The organism is Acinetobacter sp. YH12098 (assembly GCF_013419235.1).
GTDB lineage: Bacteria > Pseudomonadota > Gammaproteobacteria > Pseudomonadales > Moraxellaceae > Acinetobacter > Acinetobacter amyesii.
The window spans coordinates 12,461-31,239 of sequence record NZ_VPAO01000019.1 but is presented as its reverse complement, the minus strand read 5'-3'; the positions used below and the strand labels follow the sequence as shown (position 1 = coordinate 31,239).

At 38.3% G+C, this 18,779-nt stretch carries 16 protein-coding genes; 10 read left to right on the top strand and 6 right to left on the bottom strand.

Annotated features, from left to right (window positions below):
- The first annotated feature begins 12 nt into the window (after window positions 1-12).
- Entirely contained in the window at window positions 13-756 is a 744-nt protein-coding gene (locus FTU38_RS07865) for an SDR family oxidoreductase (RefSeq protein WP_078193819.1), read from the top strand.
- A 293-nt stretch (window positions 757-1,049) separates the two neighbouring features.
- Window positions 1,050-2,096: a fatty acid desaturase gene (locus tag FTU38_RS07860; RefSeq protein ID WP_180110927.1), complete on the top strand. Its 1,047-nt coding sequence runs from the start codon at window positions 1,050-1,052 to the stop codon at window positions 2,094-2,096.
- Window positions 2,097-2,160: 64 nt separating this feature from the next.
- Here FTU38_RS07860 and FTU38_RS07855 read toward each other — a convergent pair whose 3' ends face one another.
- Window positions 2,161-3,525, bottom strand: coding sequence for an alpha/beta fold hydrolase (locus FTU38_RS07855; protein WP_180003714.1), 1,365 nt, complete (start codon window positions 3,523-3,525; stop codon window positions 2,161-2,163).
- A gap of 218 nt (window positions 3,526-3,743) precedes the next feature.
- Here FTU38_RS07855 and FTU38_RS07850 point away from each other — a divergent pair, with 218 nt between their 5' ends.
- Complete coding sequence (locus FTU38_RS07850) at window positions 3,744-4,460, top strand: SGNH/GDSL hydrolase family protein (RefSeq protein ID WP_180003712.1); 717 nt, start codon at window positions 3,744-3,746, stop codon at window positions 4,458-4,460.
- A 39-nt stretch (window positions 4,461-4,499) separates the two neighbouring features.
- The gene (locus tag FTU38_RS07845; protein ID WP_180003710.1) at window positions 4,500-5,108 is read left to right on the top strand and encodes a uracil-DNA glycosylase family protein; all 609 of its coding nucleotides are present in this window, start codon (window positions 4,500-4,502) and stop codon (window positions 5,106-5,108) included.
- Between the two features lie 107 nt (window positions 5,109-5,215).
- Here FTU38_RS07845 and FTU38_RS07840 read toward each other — a convergent pair whose 3' ends face one another.
- Entirely contained in the window at window positions 5,216-5,653 is a 438-nt protein-coding gene (locus FTU38_RS07840; RefSeq protein WP_180003708.1) for a hypothetical protein, read from the bottom strand.
- Between the two features lie 138 nt (window positions 5,654-5,791).
- Here FTU38_RS07840 and FTU38_RS07835 point away from each other — a divergent pair, with 138 nt between their 5' ends.
- On the top strand, window positions 5,792-6,454 hold the full coding sequence (locus FTU38_RS07835) for a class I SAM-dependent methyltransferase (protein ID WP_218953892.1): 663 nt from the start codon (window positions 5,792-5,794) through the stop codon (window positions 6,452-6,454).
- A gap of 100 nt (window positions 6,455-6,554) precedes the next feature.
- Here the strand turns inward: FTU38_RS07835 and FTU38_RS07830 are convergent, their stop codons facing one another.
- Window positions 6,555-8,111: a phospholipase D family protein gene (locus FTU38_RS07830; protein WP_180003706.1), complete on the bottom strand. Its 1,557-nt coding sequence runs from the start codon at window positions 8,109-8,111 to the stop codon at window positions 6,555-6,557.
- Window positions 8,112-8,236: 125 nt separating this feature from the next.
- Here FTU38_RS07830 and FTU38_RS07825 point away from each other — a divergent pair, with 125 nt between their 5' ends.
- From FTU38_RS07825 to FTU38_RS07815, 3 genes are all read left to right on the top strand, one after another.
- Window positions 8,237-9,352, top strand: coding sequence for an S-(hydroxymethyl)glutathione dehydrogenase/class III alcohol dehydrogenase (locus FTU38_RS07825; RefSeq protein ID WP_078193885.1), 1,116 nt, complete (start codon window positions 8,237-8,239; stop codon window positions 9,350-9,352).
- A 287-nt stretch (window positions 9,353-9,639) separates the two neighbouring features.
- Window positions 9,640-10,659 carry a flavin reductase family protein gene (locus tag FTU38_RS07820; RefSeq protein ID WP_180110926.1) on the top strand — a complete coding sequence of 340 codons (1,020 nt, stop codon included), beginning with the start codon at window positions 9,640-9,642 and terminating at the stop codon, window positions 10,657-10,659.
- A gap of 35 nt (window positions 10,660-10,694) precedes the next feature.
- Window positions 10,695-11,864 (top strand): acyl-CoA desaturase, encoded by a 1,170-nt coding sequence (locus FTU38_RS07815; RefSeq protein ID WP_180003702.1) that lies wholly within the window; start codon window positions 10,695-10,697, stop codon window positions 11,862-11,864.
- 491 nt (window positions 11,865-12,355) lie between these two features.
- Here the strand turns inward: FTU38_RS07815 and FTU38_RS07810 are convergent, their stop codons facing one another.
- The gene (locus FTU38_RS07810) at window positions 12,356-13,939 is read right to left on the bottom strand and encodes an ATP-binding cassette domain-containing protein (protein ID WP_180110925.1); all 1,584 of its coding nucleotides are present in this window, start codon (window positions 13,937-13,939) and stop codon (window positions 12,356-12,358) included.
- Window positions 13,940-14,639: 700 nt separating this feature from the next.
- Here FTU38_RS07810 and FTU38_RS07805 point away from each other — a divergent pair.
- Together FTU38_RS07805 and FTU38_RS07800 are read left to right on the top strand one after the other, a co-directional pair.
- Window positions 14,640-15,722 (top strand): 3-deoxy-7-phosphoheptulonate synthase, encoded by a 1,083-nt coding sequence (locus FTU38_RS07805; protein WP_180003700.1) that lies wholly within the window; start codon window positions 14,640-14,642, stop codon window positions 15,720-15,722.
- A 270-nt stretch (window positions 15,723-15,992) separates the two neighbouring features.
- Window positions 15,993-17,183, top strand: a complete 1,191-nt coding sequence (locus FTU38_RS07800; RefSeq protein WP_078190956.1) for a PilT/PilU family type 4a pilus ATPase — start codon at window positions 15,993-15,995, stop codon at window positions 17,181-17,183.
- A 97-nt stretch (window positions 17,184-17,280) separates the two neighbouring features.
- Here the strand turns inward: FTU38_RS07800 and gcvH are convergent, their stop codons facing one another.
- Both gcvH and FTU38_RS07790 read right to left on the bottom strand, forming a co-directional pair.
- Window positions 17,281-17,655 carry a glycine cleavage system protein GcvH gene (gene gcvH, locus FTU38_RS07795; protein ID WP_078193810.1) on the bottom strand — a complete coding sequence of 125 codons (375 nt, stop codon included), beginning with the start codon at window positions 17,653-17,655 and terminating at the stop codon, window positions 17,281-17,283.
- Between the two features lie 72 nt (window positions 17,656-17,727).
- On the bottom strand, window positions 17,728-18,756 hold the full coding sequence (locus tag FTU38_RS07790; RefSeq protein ID WP_078190954.1) for an AraC family transcriptional regulator: 1,029 nt from the start codon (window positions 18,754-18,756) through the stop codon (window positions 17,728-17,730).
- Window positions 18,757-18,779 lie beyond the last annotated feature (23 nt).

Sequence of the window (18,779 nt, the reverse complement as noted above, 5' to 3'; positions counted from 1 at the left end):
AAAGGAATTATCATGGCTAAAACAATTTTAATTACAGGTGCAAGCTCAGGGATTGGTGCAGGAATGGCACGCGAGTTTGCACAAAAAGGCTACAACTTAGCCATTTGTGCACGTCGTTTAGAGCGTCTAGAAACGCTAAAAAATGAACTGGAAAGCCAATATGGCATCAAAGTGATTGCGAAAACCCTCGATGTCACAAATTACGATCAAGTGTTTGAAGTGTTCCGTGCCTTTAAAGCAGATTTTGGCAGTATTGACCGTGTTATTGTCAACGCAGGTGTCGGTGAAGGTCGTCGTATTGGTAAAGGTAATTTTGAAATTAACCGCGCCACAGTTGAAACTAACTTTATCTCTGCTTTGGCGCAATGCGAAGCTGCGGTTGAAATTTTCCGTAGCCAAAATGCAGGGCATTTGGTTGTGATTTCGTCGATGAGTGCTATGCGTGGTATGCCTAAACATTTAACGGCTTATGGTGCAAGTAAAGCAGGTGTTGCTGCTCTAGCTGAAGGTATTCGTGCAGAGCTGATTGATACCCCAATTAAAGTGACGACTATTTTCCCTGGTTATATTCGTACAGAGATCAATGAAGGTGCGAAAAAACTGCCATTTGAAGTCGATGAAAAAACGGGTTCACATCTTTTAGCAAAAGCCATTGAGAAAGCACCAGTTAAAGCTTATGTACCACAATGGCCTTGGTTGCCTTTAGGTCTTGCGATGAAAGTATTGCCGTTGAAGATCGTGAATAAATTGGGTTAAACCTTTATGTAATAATAAAGCTCCAATATTGGGGCTTTTTTATTCTCAAATGATATTCACAACCTTCTGAAGGTTAAAATGAATACAGAAAACCTGTGATGAAAAGACAGTAAAAGCAGCCGATTTTGCAAAGAAAAAATGGAGTAAATACTCAGATTATTTATAAATAAGATATTGAAAATAAATAAAATGTTGAATATTTGAACAGACGATGATTTGTTCTCAAAATAGCGATTTCCTTTTTTTTAATTTGCTTTAATGTACAACTGTTCATTAATTTTTAGGTTTGTACTATGTCTATGTCTTCCGATATGACAGATCAACAGCGAATTAACAAAGTCAGAACTGTCGTAACGAAAGCTGGTGAAGACTTACGTCAGCAATATCCCATTTTAAAACATCAAAACTTTATAGGCGCAGCCATCCTTATTTTTGCGCTACTGGGAATGTTGGGTTCAGCTTGGGCGTTTGCTGTTGGCATTTTACCGGCATGGGCTTGTGTGATTTTGGTGGCGATGTTTGCTTCACTGACACATGAATTAGAACATGACCTGATTCATTATATGTATTTTAAAAAGACGCCGTGGGCTCATCATCTCATGTTGGCCTTGGTTTGGTTAGCACGTCCCAATACCATTAGTCCTTGGGCACGTCGTCGTTTGCACCTCAACCACCATAAGCATTCAGGTTCAGAATATGACTTGGAAGAACGGGGCATTAGTAATGGCATGCCGTGGGGTTTACGTCGTATATTGGTCATGAGCGATCAATTGATGACGGTGTATTTGCGCCCATTTCAAATGTTTAAAATGATTAGTCAATTCATTGAAAAACAACCTGAAAAAGAACGTAAAACGGCATTGTTCTCTCAACTGACTGGATTTTTTCCTTTAAGTTTTGTTTATTACGGCATTTGGTATGTATTTGTCATTTATCATGTGGTGAATGGTATTGCTCCGATGTTAGGGCAAAGTATTAGTTGGTCAGTCAATTTAGTGAAGTTAATTCCAACGATTAATTTTCTAGCTGTGATTTGGATTATTCCGAACTTTATACGTTCTTTCTGCTTACAATTTATCAGCTCAAATATGCATTATTATGGTGATATTGACCCACGCGATGTCATTAAACAAACTCAGGTGTTAAATCCGTGGTGGTTGTTCCCAATGCAATTGTTTTGCTTTAACTTTGGTTCGACCCATGCCATCCACCATTTTGTGGTCAAAGAGCCGTTTTATATTCGTCACCTAACTGCAAAAACGGCACACCAAGTCATGCGTGAAGTTGGTGTACGTTTCAATGATTTTGGAACCTTTAAACGCATAAATCGCTGGAATTAAATCAGTACTAGCTTCAAAAAAATCCCTCAATTGAGGGATTTTTTATGATCTAAACGTTTATAAATTACTTTTGCGCAAAAAAATGTTTGAGCGCATCTTGTAAGGCAACTTGCCATACCGCGTAGGAATGTCCGCCGATATATGATTGGTAATGCACATCATGACCTTTATTTTTTAAGTCGGCTGCAACAATAGGCGAAGTCTCTAAAATACTCAGTTCATTATTATTGCGTGAGCTTTCATAAATATTGGCAGTAATAAACCAATGCTGTTTAGGTTGTGAGGTTTTATCACGAATGATTTTACTCATGCCATTGGGGAGGTCTGTCGCCGCATTTTGCCACCAAAATGATCCAGATAACGGTACGACATGACTAATTTGATTTGGATTTTCTAAGGCTAAATAAGCTGAACTTAAACCACCAAGGCTTGACCCGAGCAAAACCGTTTTTTTCGAATCGACTTTTGCAGGTGCATTTTTTTGAATCCAAGGCATCAATTCAGCACTAAAAAATGCTGAAAATTTTATATTTGGTGTTAATTCTTTAGGTCGTTCCTGATCGTTCGGTGGAGAAACAAAAATGGCTTGAATTGATGGCAATTGACCTAGTTCAACTAAAATGTCTAATGCCTTTGGAACATTCAGTAATTCATTATATTGCTGACCATCAAAAAATATAGCGGTGATATAGCTCTGGTTTTTCTTGGCTTTAGATTGGTAAATTTGGATTTTACGTGAGTTATTCAAAATTTTGCTATCTAGAGCAAACTCTTGTAATTTGGGCTGTTTAACATTTAGATATTGTTTTGGATCAATAAAAGGCGGGGCATCTTTAAGGGCCACAAAATTTTCATTACGCAAGCCTGATGTGTCATCACTTGCGAGATAAGTGTTTTTGTTGAAAGGATCGATGCGTTGTACCTGTATCACAGCACGGCGCTGTGTTCTTGATTCTTTAAGTTTTGGATTCAGATGCGGACAATAATTTGACAGATAACCTTCTAAGTTCGGTAAATCGACAGCAAAGCTATAACTGCCAATGTAACGATGATCAATAATCGATTCTTTAAACCAAATATCGGTATTTGGTAGGCGCGTCAGCCATTCATGGTCATTACTAGGGCCACCAATAAGGCGAACATTATGCTGCGCACCTTTCCATAAAAAAATTATACGGTCATGTTTTTCATCATGGTTTTCAATGATTGGTGTACCCATAGGCTCTACACGCTTCCAAAAATCTTCAAGTATTTGAGCATGTTGTTTTGGATTTTGATTTAACTGATGCTGTAGGTTTAATAATATTTGGCTTTGCGCTTTGACATCTTCACATGCAGCAGCATAGGGGAAATGTTTTTTTTCTGTTGTATCGGTTAAAGCGGGTGAATTTTGAGTTTGGGCAAAAGCAGAAGAAACAGCAACGCTCATAGAGCAAGCTAAAAAAAGTGGGGAAAGTTTTTTCATTGAAATAATAAAATAGGTAGGATGAAAACCAATAAATGATAATCATTATTAATATAAATAACTAGCAATATGCCACTTTTAACAAAAGAAAACGTAGAAAAATTACAATAGAGTCAATGCTTTGTTTCTTAAACTATTTAAAATAATGAAGACGACAAGCTTTAAATCATTACCCAAATATTATGCTACTCAAAGTATCAACACTGCTGCTGTTACCTGCGTTACTGATCCAAGGTTACCGTGTGAAAAAAAATACCCCACGTTTAGCAGAACCGATGGGAGAACGTTGTGGGATGAGTGGTAAGGGTAATCGACCATTATCGCTATTAATACTAGGTGATTCAGCAGCAGCAGGTGTCGGCGTCGAGCATCAGTCAGATGCGCTATTGGGACAATTGCTTAAAATTTTATCGCCTGATTATCAAGTTCACTTTTGCCTTGAAGCCACAACGGGGCATAACAGCCAGCAAATCATCAATGCTTTGGACAATGTCACTATGCAGAACTTTGATGTCGTGATCAGCTCTGTTGGTGTCAATGATGTCACAGCTTTAAAACAGCCAGACCAATGGTTGAAGCTCCAGCAGCGTTTATATCAAGCTGTCGAGGAAAGGTTTCATCCACAGCTATTGATCATTTCAGGTGTGCCACCAATGAATGAGTTTCCAGCTTTACCGTTTCCATTGTCATGGTTGTTTGGACAATATTCGCAAAAGATGAATGCGCTGTTAAAAAATTATGTTAATACTCAAGCGAATATGAGATTAATTCAATACGATTTACACGAGTATCGTGAAAAAAAATTAAAAATGGCCAAAGACGGCTTTCACCCGAGTAAAGAAATTTATCAGTTATGGGCTGAAAAAATAGCGAAACATATCACTGAACAATTTTCATAGATAATATATGATTCAATCACTTGGTGAAGTTACATCTATATGAGTAAAGATATTTCAGACGCAAATCCGCAAATCGAAACACATCCTTTAGCGCCATTTTTGCCATCAAATGGGAAACTCTTGATGCTAGGGAGTTTTCCTCCACCCAAAACACGCTGGAAGATGGATTTTTATTATCCAAATTTCCAAAATGACATGTGGAAAATCTTTGGCCTATGTTTTTTTCAGGATAAAAATCATTTTCTCAATGTAGAGAGCAAGACTTTTAAAGAACAGCTCATTCGAGATTTTTTAAATGAAAAAGGTATAGGCATTTTTGATACGGCCTATCAAGTGATTCGTTTGAAAGGCAATGCATCAGACAAGTTTTTACAGATCTATCAGCCAACCGACATTGCGAAGCTGCTTACACAGATGCCGAATTGCCACAGTATTATGACGACGGGAGACAAGGCGACTGATACTTTGATGCTCTCGATGCCAGAAAATACTGAAAAACCACACATTGGGCATGCTGTTCGTACCGAATTTGCAGGCAGAGATTTGACTTTATACCGTATGCCGTCATCATCTAGAGCTTATCCACTAGCATTGGAAAAAAAAGCCGAAGCCTACCAAAGCTTATTTAAAGATATAGGCTTCCTTTAAGTAAGTTTTCGAATTTATGAAATGCCTTGAATAAAATTTCTTATTTAAACAGGCAAACATTCAATGATTAAAACGTGGCATCTTAATAATGGATAAACATCAACTTCTTAGCCATCATATTCAACATAATCCCAAAGGTTTAATCGCGCTTTAATTTCTTTGCGAATATTCGGCAACATAGGCAGTAAAGTGCCATCGATCCATAAACTCAGTGCCTGGGATGAAACTTTTTTGTTTGCATCATCTAAAATTTGTGCGCCTTTCACGATCACCAAAGTTTCTTCGCTAGCTGCAGTTTCAATGCCTTTAAATAAAAGCTGTAATTCATGACCTGTATCTTGGATTAACCATTCCAACTCAATTTGTATATTGTGATTAGATTTAAGTACAGCTTGGCCTTCAATCATTTCATTGTCAGATAAGCAGTCATGCTCAACCCGCACTTTCGACAAAAACCATTCTTGATGACCAAGGTCAGAGAGCGTTGTAAAAGGCGTTAAAATATCACTTAAATTAAATTGGCGGCTTAAATCAAAAAATTGCATTAGAAAACTTTAGAGGGAGATAAAACAAAATAAGAGGTGGATGTTAAAGCATCATCAAGTGTGAGTAAAACCTTTGCTTTTATTGAGATATTTTATGTATAAATAGCATTCAATCTATCTAAATTAAGTCTAAGAAAAATGAATTGCGAAAATAATATTCACATAAATGATGTGCACAGCCCTATAGACTTAAAAGATACAATCGAAGCTAAACAATGGGCCGCTGAAGTGAATCTTAAACGACCGTGGTGTTATGACATCTTTCAAATGTATGTTGACTCTATTTTGGCTTTCAACCCGAATGCCCGTGTACTTGAACTGGGTTCAGGTCCAGGTTATTTGGCTGAATTTTTAATTAATCATTGTCCAAATATTCACTACACAGCATTTGATTTTTCCGAAGCTATGCATGACTTGGCAAAAGGAAAACTAAGTGTAGCGCAACGCTTAAAATGCAATTTTATAACAGGGGATTTCAAACAATCGGATTGGGAAAAATCTCTTCACTTCAATGAAAAAAGTACCTTTGATGTGATTATTATTCATCAGGCCTTACATGAATTGAGACATAAGGCGTATGCAGCAGAGTTTCATCGGACTGTAAAAACGTTGTTAAATACTCAAGGCGTGTATTTTGTATGTGATCATTTATATGCACCACATGCGCAGCAAAATCATGAGTTGTATATGTCAGTTGAGGAGCATTTAACAGCGCTTAAAGCAGCCAATTATGGGCAAGTGGAATTTCTTGGCGAAATCAATGGTTTGGTTATTTTCAAAAGCCAACACTCAAATGAATGAGACTGAATAAGAGCATTATTGAGTTGCTTGAAACTGCTTAAATCGTTCCTATTAGATCTTATTGATGAGAAAAACTTAGCTAATTAGCAGTACATTGTCATTACATCATCCATTCAATCGGGAGGTATGACACTGCTTTTATGCTAAATCTTTGGAATCGAGTTGTTTCAGGTTCATGAGTATAGGTTTTGATTTTTCCATTTTTTTGATGCTCTAACCAAATGATTTCGCCGTTCTTATCCAGTTTTAATTCATATGCAATTTGCGGTAAATACTGTTTTAATGCGGCAGAAATATCGTTTTGTAATCGATCAGATTTAACGACTAGGCCAACTTCTGAGTTTAAATTTGCGGAACGTGGATCAAAGTTAAACGATCCAATAAACACCATACCGTCAATATCGAAAAATTTTGCATGCAAACTAGAGGCATTTTTGCCTTTCGCAGGGATGATATTTCCAGTCATGACTTCATACCATGTGCGTTTAGAGCGTTCTATATAGGGTTTAAATTCATATATTTTCACGCCATTTTCGAGTAAGTCTTTGCGATATTTTTGATAAAAGGCATGAACGACAGCGACGTCATTGGCTAAAAATGAGTTGGTTAAAACACGAACTTCTACATTTTTATGTGCAAGGCCAGTCAGAAAGTCAGCCCCTTGTTGCGAAGGAACAAAATAAGCTGAAACCAATTCCATACGTTCCTTGGGCTGTCCCATCAAAGTAGAAAATTGGTTATAAATTAATTCTTGCTCTTTAGCCTCACCACGAATTTTATTCGGACTATCCGCAATGAAATGTGCTTCGGCCCAGTTTACCGGTCTAAGTTTAAGCTGTGCCGCCAGTTGTTGCTGAGCATAGTTAATGCGCTGCTGATCTTTAGTCAACGTTGCAGAATTTTCTTGGTATTGTTGTCTTAATTGACTTAATTCTTCTTTTGTACCTGCACCAATCCATTGCTGAACAGAATAACTTAAATCATCATTCCAAAAGTTCAAAAACACCTGATTGGCTTGTTGAATGGCTTCGCCATAGAAAAGGATGTCCAAATCTGTAAATTGAAAACTTTCACTGGCATCAAAATATTCATTACTGATGTTACGACCACCAGTTACGCCCATAAAACCATCGGCAATAATTAATTTATTATGCATACGATGGTTAATATGCTTTAAGCGAAATGCATAATCAATGACACGTAATTTTCTGAATTTATAGGGATTAAACAGTTTGATTGAAATGTTGGGATGAGCTGAAAGGGATTGTAAGGTCGGATCGAGTTTCGTCCCGTTTTGATCATCAATTAATAACCTTACTTTTACCCCACGGTCAGCGGCATGCAGTAATTCTTGAAACATCAGGTGTCCAATAGCATCATCTTCCCAAATGTAATATTGCAAATCGATGGTGTATTTTGCATTTCGAATCAAATGTAGGCGAGAAGCAATACTTAAGAAAGCATCATCTAAGGCTAAATAAGCCGTTTGTTTTTGTTTTAATTTTTCTAAATCTGTAGCTGACGTAATCCATTTGTCTGCATGCGATTGTATAGGGACATCTTTTTTTGACTGATTGCTAGGTAAGCTGCATCCAGTTAATAGGCTGATAGAAACAGTTAAACCGACAGTACAACTTATTTCACGTAATTGTATCATTCGAATAGCATTAATCATTCCTTGAAAAATTCATCATAACATCATGTTTTAAGGTTGTATCTAGGCTTAAAAAGAGGTTACTGTAACTCATCTGTTAATATAAGCCATACAGGATGTTTTTAGACATGAAATCACGTGCAGCCGTTGCTTTTGGACCGGGTCAGCCTTTAGAAATTGTTGAAATTGATGTGGCACCACCTAAAGCAGGTGAGGTTTTAGTCAAAATTAGCCATACAGGTGTGTGTCATACAGATGCATTTACATTATCAGGTGATGATCCTGAAGGCGTATTTCCAGCAATTTTAGGGCATGAAGGTGCAGGTGTTGTGGTTGAAGTCGGTGAAGGTGTGACTTCAGTGCAACCGGGTGATCATGTTATTCCGCTTTATACCGCAGAATGTGGTGAATGTTTATTCTGTAAATCGGGTAAAACGAATCTTTGTGTATCTGTACGAGCAACACAAGGGAAAGGTTTAATGCCGGATGGCACAACACGTTTTTCGTATAATGGTCAGCCGATTTATCACTATATGGGCTGTTCAACATTCTCAGAATATACAGTGGTTGCAGAAGTGTCTTTGGCAAAAATTAACCCTGAAGCGAACCATGAACATGTGTGTTTGTTGGGTTGCGGCGTAACAACAGGTTTAGGTGCAGTTAAAAACACCGCTAAAGTTCAGGAAGGTGACTCAGTTGCAGTCTTTGGTTTAGGCGGAATTGGTTTGGCTGTGGTACAAGGTGCTAAAAAAGCCAAAGCAGGTCGTATCATTGCCGTAGATACCAATCCTGACAAATTCAAACTGGCTGAAGAATTTGGCGCGACGGATTTTGTTAATCCAAAAGATTATGATCGTCCTGTACAGGAAGTGATTGTAGAAATGACGGGCTGGGGCGTCGACCATTCATTTGAATGTATTGGCAATACCAATGTGATGCGCTCTGCTTTGGAATGTGCTCACCGTGGTTGGGGGCAATCTGTGATTATTGGTGTGGCAGGTGCAGGTCAAGAAATTTCAACCCGTCCATTCCAATTGGTTACTGGTCGTACTTGGAAAGGCACTGCTTTCGGTGGTGTTAAAGGTCGTTCACAATTACCGGGTATGGTAGAAGAAGCCATGTCAGGTGAGATCAAACTTGAACCATTCGTGACCCATACTATGGGGCTGGATAAAATCAATGAAGCGTTTGATTTAATGCATGAAGGTAAATCAATTCGCTCTGTTGTGCATTTTGAAGACTAAACAATGATTTAAATATTATTGATTAAACGACTATTCATTTAAATATTAATGCGTTAAGTTTCACTGTTTTAAAAACTAGGCTCTGGCCTAGTTTTTTTTGTGTCGTTACAACAAATCAAATTTCAAATTTGGATTTGCATAAAGTGACAGATTGTTAGACATAAAATGATAAAAAATGCCAAATGATAGATTTTGTCCCGAATTCACATGGTGGGAAATTAGCACTAAACATAAGGTAAGCATAATTTAAAAACAAATGTATATTAATGCATTATCCGAGGCAAAAAATGACAACTACAAGTTACAAGCCTGAGTGGATTCGGGAAGATTTTATTGATTTTATTGCAGAAAAATTTGATGCAATTTGGGCCTACAAACGTGTTAAAGCACAATTGGTTAAATCACGTTGTGTGGGGATCGGGTTTTATGAACTGAGTTTTTTAGCGAATCACAACTTTAAAGCAGTAAATTATCGACCAGGCCAATGTGTTCTGGTGACAGTGGTCAAAGATGGTGTACGTCATCAACGTAGCTATAGCATCGTCGAAATCAATACATCTGGTCATGTAGTAATCGCAGTCAAACAACAAGGCAAAGTGTCCAACTGCTTAACTCAGTTAAAAACAGGTGAGGTTGTTGAATTATCGCAACCGCAAGGTGAGTTTGGCCTAAAGCTAAATTCGGATCGACCAATTTTACTGCTTGCTTCTGGTAGTGGTATTACCTCAATCATGGCTTTGTTTAAACAAGCAATTCAGCTTGGACGTCCGGTTGAGCTGATTTACTTCAATCGAGATGATGCTTACTTGGATGAATTGATTCAACTAGCGAAGCGATCGACGCATGCACATTTACATGCGATTAATACGCTGAAAACCAAATTGCATATCTCACCAGAGGTGCTAAATCACATGGTGCCCGATTTTAAACAGCGAGATTGCTATGCCTGTGGTGCAGCGGCAATGATGCAAAGCATTGAACAACTTTATCGTGAGTTCAAGCTTTCAGAGTATTTAAATACTGAATATTTTCAAATGATTGCTGATGATTCAGTACCTGCTCAACCTGTCACTTTTAGTTTAGCCCAGCAAGATTTTTTGGCAGAGGGTAATTTACTGGAAAGTGCTGAAAAAGCCGGTTTAAAACCTGCACATGGCTGTCGGATGGGTATTTGTAATACTTGTTCGTGTACGAAATTACAGGGTTCAGTGAAAAACTTACTCACTGGCGAAATTGATCATGCGAATAACACACAAATCAAGTTATGTGTCTCTCAGGCAATTTTACCTGTACGTATTCAACTCTAATCTAAGCCGCATAAAAACAAATCAGGGGCATCATCATGAATCAATCGATATATATTCGTCCGAATAGTAAGTCACGTTATTTATCACCCGAACAAACTGCTGAATTTGGCGAAAAAGTTGAGCAAATTCGACGTGAAATCATGCAGAGTGTGGGTGAAAAAGATGCAGTGTACATTTACAAAATTCGCAATTTTGTCCGTTATAGCGAGATCGCATCTCGTGGCATGTTGATGTTTGCAGGTTGGATTCCTCCAGTTTGGTTACTGGGTACGGGTTTATTGGGTATTTCTAAAATCGTAGAGAACATGGAACTCGGTCATAATGTGATGCATGGTCAGTTTGATTGGTTAAATGACCCAAGTTTAAATGGTGCTAATTATGATTGGGATACCATTGCCACGGGCCAAGACTGGAAATATACTCATAACTATGTTCATCACACCTATACCAATATTGTCGGCATGGACCATGATGTCGGCTATGGTTTGATCCGTGTGAGTGAATCGCAAAAGTGGGAGCCACGTTTCCTTTTTAATATTCCACTGGCTGCCCAACTCATGGTTTTCTTTGAGTGGTATGTCGGCATTCAACGTTTACATTTAGAAGATGTTATTGCGTATAAAACCAAAACTTGGAAAGATGTATGGCATGAAGCAGCCGATGTACGTCAGAAAATTAAGCGCCAAGTGATTAAAGATTATGTATTTTTTCCGCTTATTGCAGGTCCCAATGCGATTCCTGTATTTGCAGGCAATGCTGTAGCCAACGTAATTCGTAGCTTATGGGCTTCAGCTGTCATCTTTAATGGCCATTTTACTGAAGATGCAGAAAACTTCGAAATGGACAATACCGAAAATGAAACTCGAGCAGAGTGGTATCTCCGTCAAATTCGTGGCTCAAGTAATTTTAGTGGAACACAATGGTTACATATACTCAGTGGTAATTTGAGTCACCAAATTGAACACCATTTATTTCCAGATATGCCTGCGAATCGCTATGCAGAAGCCGCACCTAAAATTAAAGCACTTTGTGAGGAATATAGTATTCACTATAACGAAGCCAGTTTTATCAAACAGTTTGCTAGCGTTTGGGTTCGCCTCGCGAAATGCTCAGTGCCGAATGACTGGAGAGCCGAGCTCAAGGAACGCTCAGCATCACTTCAGCAGCGCCTTAAACAAAAAATCATGAAGAAAATCGGGCGTTAAAAAACAGTATTGTTTAGCAATATTGTCCTAAGAGATCTTAAATTAGAAGCTGAAGTTATGTATTAACATCAGAAACGCAATTTGATTCAAATAAAAGAACGATACACGGTAACGTCATCTGCAACTGTTTGAGACAGGACTACTTCTCATCAAAAATGCTTTTGCGATACTTTGAATAATTTGACGCTAGTGAACGAGTTTTGTCGGTGAGGTGCATTGCACTGCAAGATGGTTTCCTTGCGAAGCTTTGCTTCTCATTTTGACTAATGAGAAACATTGTTTCGTAAGAGCACCTCCAGCCGAAGGCTAATCTCTTTATCTAAACCCTAGATGTAAGACTCCGTCGAATAGACTGAAAAAGCATTTTAAAAATGCGAAATTACTTTTACGTGCGTAATATCAGTTAAATAAGAACGATTTATAAAGCAGTAAATTCGCCAAAGTAGCATTCATCTACTTTGGCTTTTTTAGATTTATCTAGCAAGCAAGTGCTATTCAACGAATTGCACGCTATTCTGAATGCCACAAGATTCTACAAAATATGCATCATGTGAAACGAGGATCACCGCACCTGTATAATGCTGGATGGCTTGAGCCAATAATACTCTAGACTCTATATCTAAGTGGTTTTCAGGTTCATCTAACAATAAAAGCTCAATATTCGGTGTTAAATAATTTAAGCCTAACAAGGTCACTTTTAAACGCTCACCACCACTTAAACAGTGAAATGGCAGTTCCGCTTTTTGACCACGGATTCTAAGTTGACCGAGTTGATTCCGCCATTCCGTTGATGAAACCTCACGATTAAACTTTGCCAAATTGTCCAAAACACTCAATTCAGGTGATAAATCACTCAAGTTTTGGTCTAAATACAGGGTATGCACAGACAAAAATAATTCATGGCTAGACTGTGATGTGACCTGACTCAGATACTTTAGAAATGTAGATTTACCAATACCATTTTTTCCTTTTAAATGAATTTTGTCACCTGCCTGTAAGGCCAAGGCGAAAGGCTGGTGCTGAGATGTTTTGCGATGAAAATGTTTAACTCTTAAGATTTCTCCTGTTTTTTCAGAGTGATGTTGAAAAACGAATTGCTGCTCTTTGACATACTCAAGTTGTTGCTGTGACTGAATCAGTTGAGATCTCTTTTCTTCCAATTGCTTCTGCTGTTGCGTTTGAACTGTCGCGAGGCTTTGACCAGCTTGTTCTTTTTTAAAATCAAGTAATACTTTGGCTTGGGAGCCTGACTTGCGTAGTGCATAACCTTGTTGTTCTCGTTTTTGCGCTTTCACCTGTGTTTCGTGTTGCTGTGATTTGAGTTGTTTTAACTCACGCTGATGCTGTATAGCATTACGCTGTAATGCTTTATTTTTCAGATCATTTTGTTGAACGTAGTCTTCATAGTTACCAGTAATATGACTGAGTCCAAACTCATTTAAAGCATAGATATGCTCTACTTGTTGCAGCAATTCTCGATCATGACTGACGACGAATGCACCCGCAGGATGGTTTTTTAAGCGATCGATGAGCCATAAGCGTGAGGATGCATCTAAATGGTTACTTGGTTCATCCAAAAGTAAATAATGGTCGGTTTTTAAAAATAATGTACACAAAGCCAATTTGGTTTTTTGACCTTCACTCAGCTGAGCGACTGGGAAATTTAAATCTGTCGGAAGTGACGCCTGCTTAAGTTGTTGCGGCCAAAGTGTAGGAAGGTGCCACTGGTTTTCAATCAGTTCAAAGTCTTCAAAACTGGCATTGCCTATTTCGATACGTTGAAATGCGTCATATAAATCTTCCACACCTAGTGCAGAAGCAATCGTGTCTGCTTCTAGTCGAGAAAATTGTGATAAATAGGCATGTGGTACATTCCATGAAATTTCCCCTTCATAGGGGAAATCTTTCAGATTTTGCGCATGTAAGATTTTAAGGATGCAGGACTTTCCTAAACCATTGCGACCAATACATGCCGACAGTTGTTGTTGATTGAGGTTAAATTTCAGGTTTTTAAAAAGTGTTTTGGATGGAAATTCCAAACTTAATTGGGTAATTGTACAAGCTGTTTGAGTCATAGATGCACCTTGCGATAGCAAAGATGCGCAATACAAATAACTAATTTTATTCTATAAAGAAGACAATATTTGAATATATGCAGTCGAAGTCATTAGCCATGTGTTTGCACATCAAAAAAATGGATTTGATGATGAAAAAAACAGGGCTTACTTCATTGGCAAATACTCAAATTAAAAAAAAATGGAAAAAAGCTTAAGAGAGCGTAATGTTGTGCAGTCTAATAAATGTTTATTTATTAATCAATACATCAAATTTTAAAAATAGGTCGCAGTAATTGGCAGTAGAGTTATTTAATACAACAAAATAGCAAAAAACTATTGTCAAACCGATGAATACAGCGTATTTTAATTTTCAGACAGATACTTTTTGATGAAATAAAGATGTTAAAGCAACCTTTAATCTCAAACGCATATTATTACTTCTGGCAGTTTAGATAATTGCCTGAACGCGTTCGGGCATGAAAAAGGTTGCCCACCAAGTTTATACCTGATCGGCAACCCTGATCAGGTTTTTTTATGTCTTGATTTTTATAATATTTTTGGAGAAATCTCATGTTTACAGTAAATAATTCATATTTTAGCAACGGTTATTGGTTTTACTTTAGTCAGTCTATGTCTAAAGCCTTGAAGTCCCAAAGTCCCATAACGCTCAGATAAAAGATCGGACTGTTTATACGTACAGTCCAAAGGAATAGAACCAATGAATGCGCTAAATACAGCTTTACAACAAACTCAAAATTCAGAAATTCAGAAATCTACACAGTCAAAAGAAACACTTTTGAGCTTGCCACATCAACTGAAACAACAATTACCCTTATCAGTTCATGCTGCAGAACAAATTGCTGCACATCGTGCAACGATTCAAAATATTTTGACGGGTCAAGACCCGCGTCTAATGATTATTACAGGTCCATGTTCAATCCATGATCCGATTGCTGCTTTGGAATATGCTGAAAAATTAAAACAATTACAGGCACAGGTTTCAGATCAAATTTTTCTTGTGATGCGCGCATACATTGAAAAACCACGAACTACAGTGGGCTGGAAAGGCTATATGTATGACCCAAGTTTAGATGGTTCATCTAATATGCAGTTGGGCTTAGAAAAATCACGTGAGCTGTACTTACAAATTATTGAAATGGGTTTGCCAATTGCCTCTGAAATTTTAAGCCCAATGGCGACGGGTTATTTTGATGACCTTTTGGCATGGGGTGCAATCGGTGCGCGTACCAGCGAATCACAAATTCATCGTGAAATCTCGAGTCATATGCCATACAGCATCGGTTTCAAAAACGGAACAGATGGCTCAATCCAAATTGCTCTAGATGCCATTCAATCTGCGTCCCATCCACACCAGTTCTTAGGTATGAGTCAAGCCGGCTTACCGTGTATTTTAGAATCCGTTGGCAACCCGCAAGCACATTTGATTTTACGTGGCTCCAATATAGGTCCAAATTATAGTTTGGCTGAAATAGACAAAATTCGTAGTAAAGTAAAAGGCGATTTACCGGCTTTAGTGATCGATTGTAGTCATGGCAATAGCCATAAAGACCCAATGAAGCAACCTGAAGTATTACGCACAATTGTAGCAGAGCGTGAGCATACCCAAGTGCGTGGCGTGATGTTGGAAAGTCATTTGGTGGACGGAAATCAAAAAATTAGTTGTGACATGACTTATGGTCAATCTGTAACAGATGGATGCTTAGGTTGGGACAAAACCATTGATTTGATTCAACAGGTTGCGAATGAGCTTCGTGCATCACAAATCAAACGTAGTGCTTAACAATCTAGAGCATATTCAGTCTGAATTGATGTAGCCCAAAGCCTTAGAATATTGATTGTTCTAAGGCTTTTATTTTGAAAAATCCTTTGTTGTTTACTGTGATATAAAAATTGAAAAATGGCATATTTCCTAAAATATATACTGATAATTCAGTATTTTATGTTTGAGTGAGTTACACTTTTTATGCACAATAATGTCTAAGCCCAATACAGCGCCAGAAATAATGACAATCTGTACGTGGGTGTTTGAAATTTTATATTGGGGAAGTTGATGTACACTGCTGAATTGCTGGAAGAAGCACGCCGTTTTATGTTCCACATGTTAACCAAAGTGGTTGAATATGGTGGTTCTGATTTATTTATTACGGCAGATTTTCCACCAAGTATTAAACATCAAGGCATGATGAAACCCTTTGGGCAGCAAGAACTTGATGCTGAGAAAACAAAGCTTTTCGCCTATAGTTTGATGAATGAGAAGCAGCGCAAAGAGTTTGAAACAGAACTAGAATGTAACTTTGCGATTAGTGTGCCAAACGTTTCGCGTTTTCGTGTCAATGTATTTCAGCAACAGTTACATGTGGGTATGGTCATTCGTACCATTACGGCAGAAATTCCAAATTTTGAAAAGCTTAAATTACCGGCTTCGCTTAAGCACGTGATTATGGAAAAACGTGGTTTAGTTTTAGTGGTTGGAGGTACAGGTTCAGGAAAATCAACCTCTTTAGCGGCGCTGATTGATTATCGAAATGAAAACAGCGCAGGGCATATCATCACTGTTGAAGACCCAGTGGAATATGTGCATAAGCATAAAAAATCAATGATTACGCATCGTGAAGTCGGTGTAGACAGTCATTCGTGGCATAACGCTTTAAAAAATACCTTGCGACAAGCACCAGACGTGATTTTAATTGGTGAAATTCGTGACACCGAGACTATGGAACATGCAATTGCCTTTGCTGAAACAGGACATTTATGTTTAGGTACGCTACATTCAAATAACGCCAATCAAACCCTAGATCGAATCATTAACTTCTTCCCAGAAGAGCGAAGAAATCAATTGCTTATGGATTTATCGAGCAATATGAAAGCGATTGTTTCGCAGCGTTTAATCCGGACTGAAGATGGTAAAGGACGCCGTGCAGCCGTTGAAATTATGTTAAACACACCGCTCATTTCAGATTTGATTTTGAAAGGTGAGTTTCATGAACTAAAAGCGATCATGGCAAAATCTCGAGAACTTGGGATGCAAACTTTCGACCAAGCTTTATTTGATTTATATAATGACGGCGCTATTTCTTATGAAGAAGCTTTAAGAAATGCCGATTCAACTAATGAATTACGTTTGCAAATTAAACTGAAAAGTTCACGTGCAAATGGTACTTCAGCGGCTGCGCAATCCTTTAGTATGGTTGAAGAAAAGAAAGAAGAACCTGAAAGTACCGAAGCTTCGGAAGAAATATAAGCTGCATATTCATGCAAATGTTATATAAGCCAATTCAGCCATCATATTGAAATAAAAAAATCAGCCTGATGGCTGATTTTTTAGATATTAAAAATATTTACAGACCAGCTTCGTATTGTTCGCTGGTCAATAAAGCATCTACATCAGCCATATTGTCTGGTTTAATTTTATAAATCCAACCTTTGCTATAAGGTGCATCATTTACAAAATCAGGATCATCTTCAAGGTCCGGATTGACTTCAACAACCACACCAGAAACTGGAGCATGAATATCAGAAGCAGTTTTTACCGACTCAACCACACCCGCTTGTTCGCCAGCTGTGATATGTTGACCCACATCTGGTGCTTCAACATAAACTAAATCACCCAATGCGTCTTGTGCATGATCAGAAATGCCTGTAACAACAAGGTCACCTTCAATTCGCACCCATTCATGTGTACTTGCGTACTTTAAATCTGAAGGATGATTCATTGATAACTCCTTAAATCCATTAAATTCATTTTTGGCATGAGTTATACATGCTTTTTACGTAAAACAAAAGACTTATAAGTACGGATCTTTACGCCAATTGCTTGGGCTACGACCACTCCAGCGTTTAAATGCACGGCTGAAATTGGCAACATCGCTATAGCCCAATTCATCAGCAATTTGCTCTAAGGTAAAGTCAGTCCGTGATAGAAGCGAAGTAGCATGGCGGTAGCGAACTTCGTCGACCAAAGTTGAAAATGAAGTCCCTTCAGCAGCAAGTTGGCGTTTAAGGGTTCGATCGGACATGTGTAGCCGTTCAGCAACACTTTCGATACTTAAATAGTGCTGCTCGGAGTTGGTTAAAATGTCACGAACGCGCATGGCAATACGGTGACGTTCGCCCAAAGCGGAGAGTTCAGCTTCACATTGATTAATCGCGATTTGACTGGCAATCGGGTCTGCATGGACCAATTTATTGGTTAAATATTGCTTATCAAAACTGAGTAAAAGGTGTGGCTGATCAAATCTAAATTGGTGCCGTGGATATTTGGCAATAAACCGCTCAAAACCTTCAGGTTGAGGGAAATCAAAATCAATTTCACCAGCAGAATAATCCACACCGGTAATTGCTTTGCCCATGCTGATCATGCCAAAAATTAAGGCAATTGAAATCTCAGTACGTAAAGGCTCTATCGTAACGTCGGTTTGTAGTTGAACAGTCGCTTTGGTTCCAAAAGTCGAGAAAAAAAGCTGTAAAAAGGGCATGCGTAACTGAATAAAACGGTTTGCCAAGACTAAGGCATCGGTTATGTCCTTCGCCGTCATGATGGCATAGCCAATAAAACCATGAATCGAGATGCGCATTTGGTTGCCTAAATGAAAACCTAATGTTGGCTCACCAGTTAAACGTAGTGCGTGCTCTACCAATTGATTGGCGATGGGTGTTGGAATACGGAAATCTGGTTCAGCCAATTGTTCGCTGTTTAATCCGAAGGGACTAAATAATGTTTCTGCAGTGTAGCCCCATCGAGAGACCACATCTAAAAGGAGCAATCCATACACTCCGGGAATACCCTGATCCTGACGGGAATTAATTGTTTTCATAGCGTTCCGTTGCAATGCGGGTT

Coding starts and splice junctions, on each gene's coding strand:
- FTU38_RS07865 (WP_078193819.1), top strand. CDS start 13: ATGGCTAAAACAATTTTAATTACAGGTGCAAGCTCAGGGATTGGTGCA.
- FTU38_RS07860 (WP_180110927.1), top strand. CDS start 1,050: ATGTCTATGTCTTCCGATATGACAGATCAACAGCGAATTAACAAAGTC.
- FTU38_RS07855 (WP_180003714.1), bottom strand. CDS start 3,525: ATGAGCGTTGCTGTTTCTTCTGCTTTTGCCCAAACTCAAAATTCACCC.
- FTU38_RS07850 (WP_180003712.1), top strand. CDS start 3,744: ATGCTACTCAAAGTATCAACACTGCTGCTGTTACCTGCGTTACTGATC.
- FTU38_RS07845 (WP_180003710.1), top strand. CDS start 4,500: ATGAGTAAAGATATTTCAGACGCAAATCCGCAAATCGAAACACATCCT.
- FTU38_RS07840 (WP_180003708.1), bottom strand. CDS start 5,653: ATGCAATTTTTTGATTTAAGCCGCCAATTTAATTTAAGTGATATTTTA.
- FTU38_RS07835 (WP_218953892.1), top strand. CDS start 5,792: ATGAATTGCGAAAATAATATTCACATAAATGATGTGCACAGCCCTATA.
- FTU38_RS07830 (WP_180003706.1), bottom strand. CDS start 8,111: ATGATACAATTACGTGAAATAAGTTGTACTGTCGGTTTAACTGTTTCT.
- FTU38_RS07825 (WP_078193885.1), top strand. CDS start 8,237: ATGAAATCACGTGCAGCCGTTGCTTTTGGACCGGGTCAGCCTTTAGAA.
- FTU38_RS07820 (WP_180110926.1), top strand. CDS start 9,640: ATGACAACTACAAGTTACAAGCCTGAGTGGATTCGGGAAGATTTTATT.
- FTU38_RS07815 (WP_180003702.1), top strand. CDS start 10,695: ATGAATCAATCGATATATATTCGTCCGAATAGTAAGTCACGTTATTTA.
- FTU38_RS07810 (WP_180110925.1), bottom strand. CDS start 13,939: ATGACTCAAACAGCTTGTACAATTACCCAATTAAGTTTGGAATTTCCA.
- FTU38_RS07805 (WP_180003700.1), top strand. CDS start 14,640: ATGAATGCGCTAAATACAGCTTTACAACAAACTCAAAATTCAGAAATT.
- FTU38_RS07800 (WP_078190956.1), top strand. CDS start 15,993: ATGTACACTGCTGAATTGCTGGAAGAAGCACGCCGTTTTATGTTCCAC.
- gcvH (WP_078193810.1), bottom strand. CDS start 17,655: ATGAATCATCCTTCAGATTTAAAGTACGCAAGTACACATGAATGGGTG.
- FTU38_RS07790 (WP_078190954.1), bottom strand. CDS start 18,756: ATGAAAACAATTAATTCCCGTCAGGATCAGGGTATTCCCGGAGTGTAT.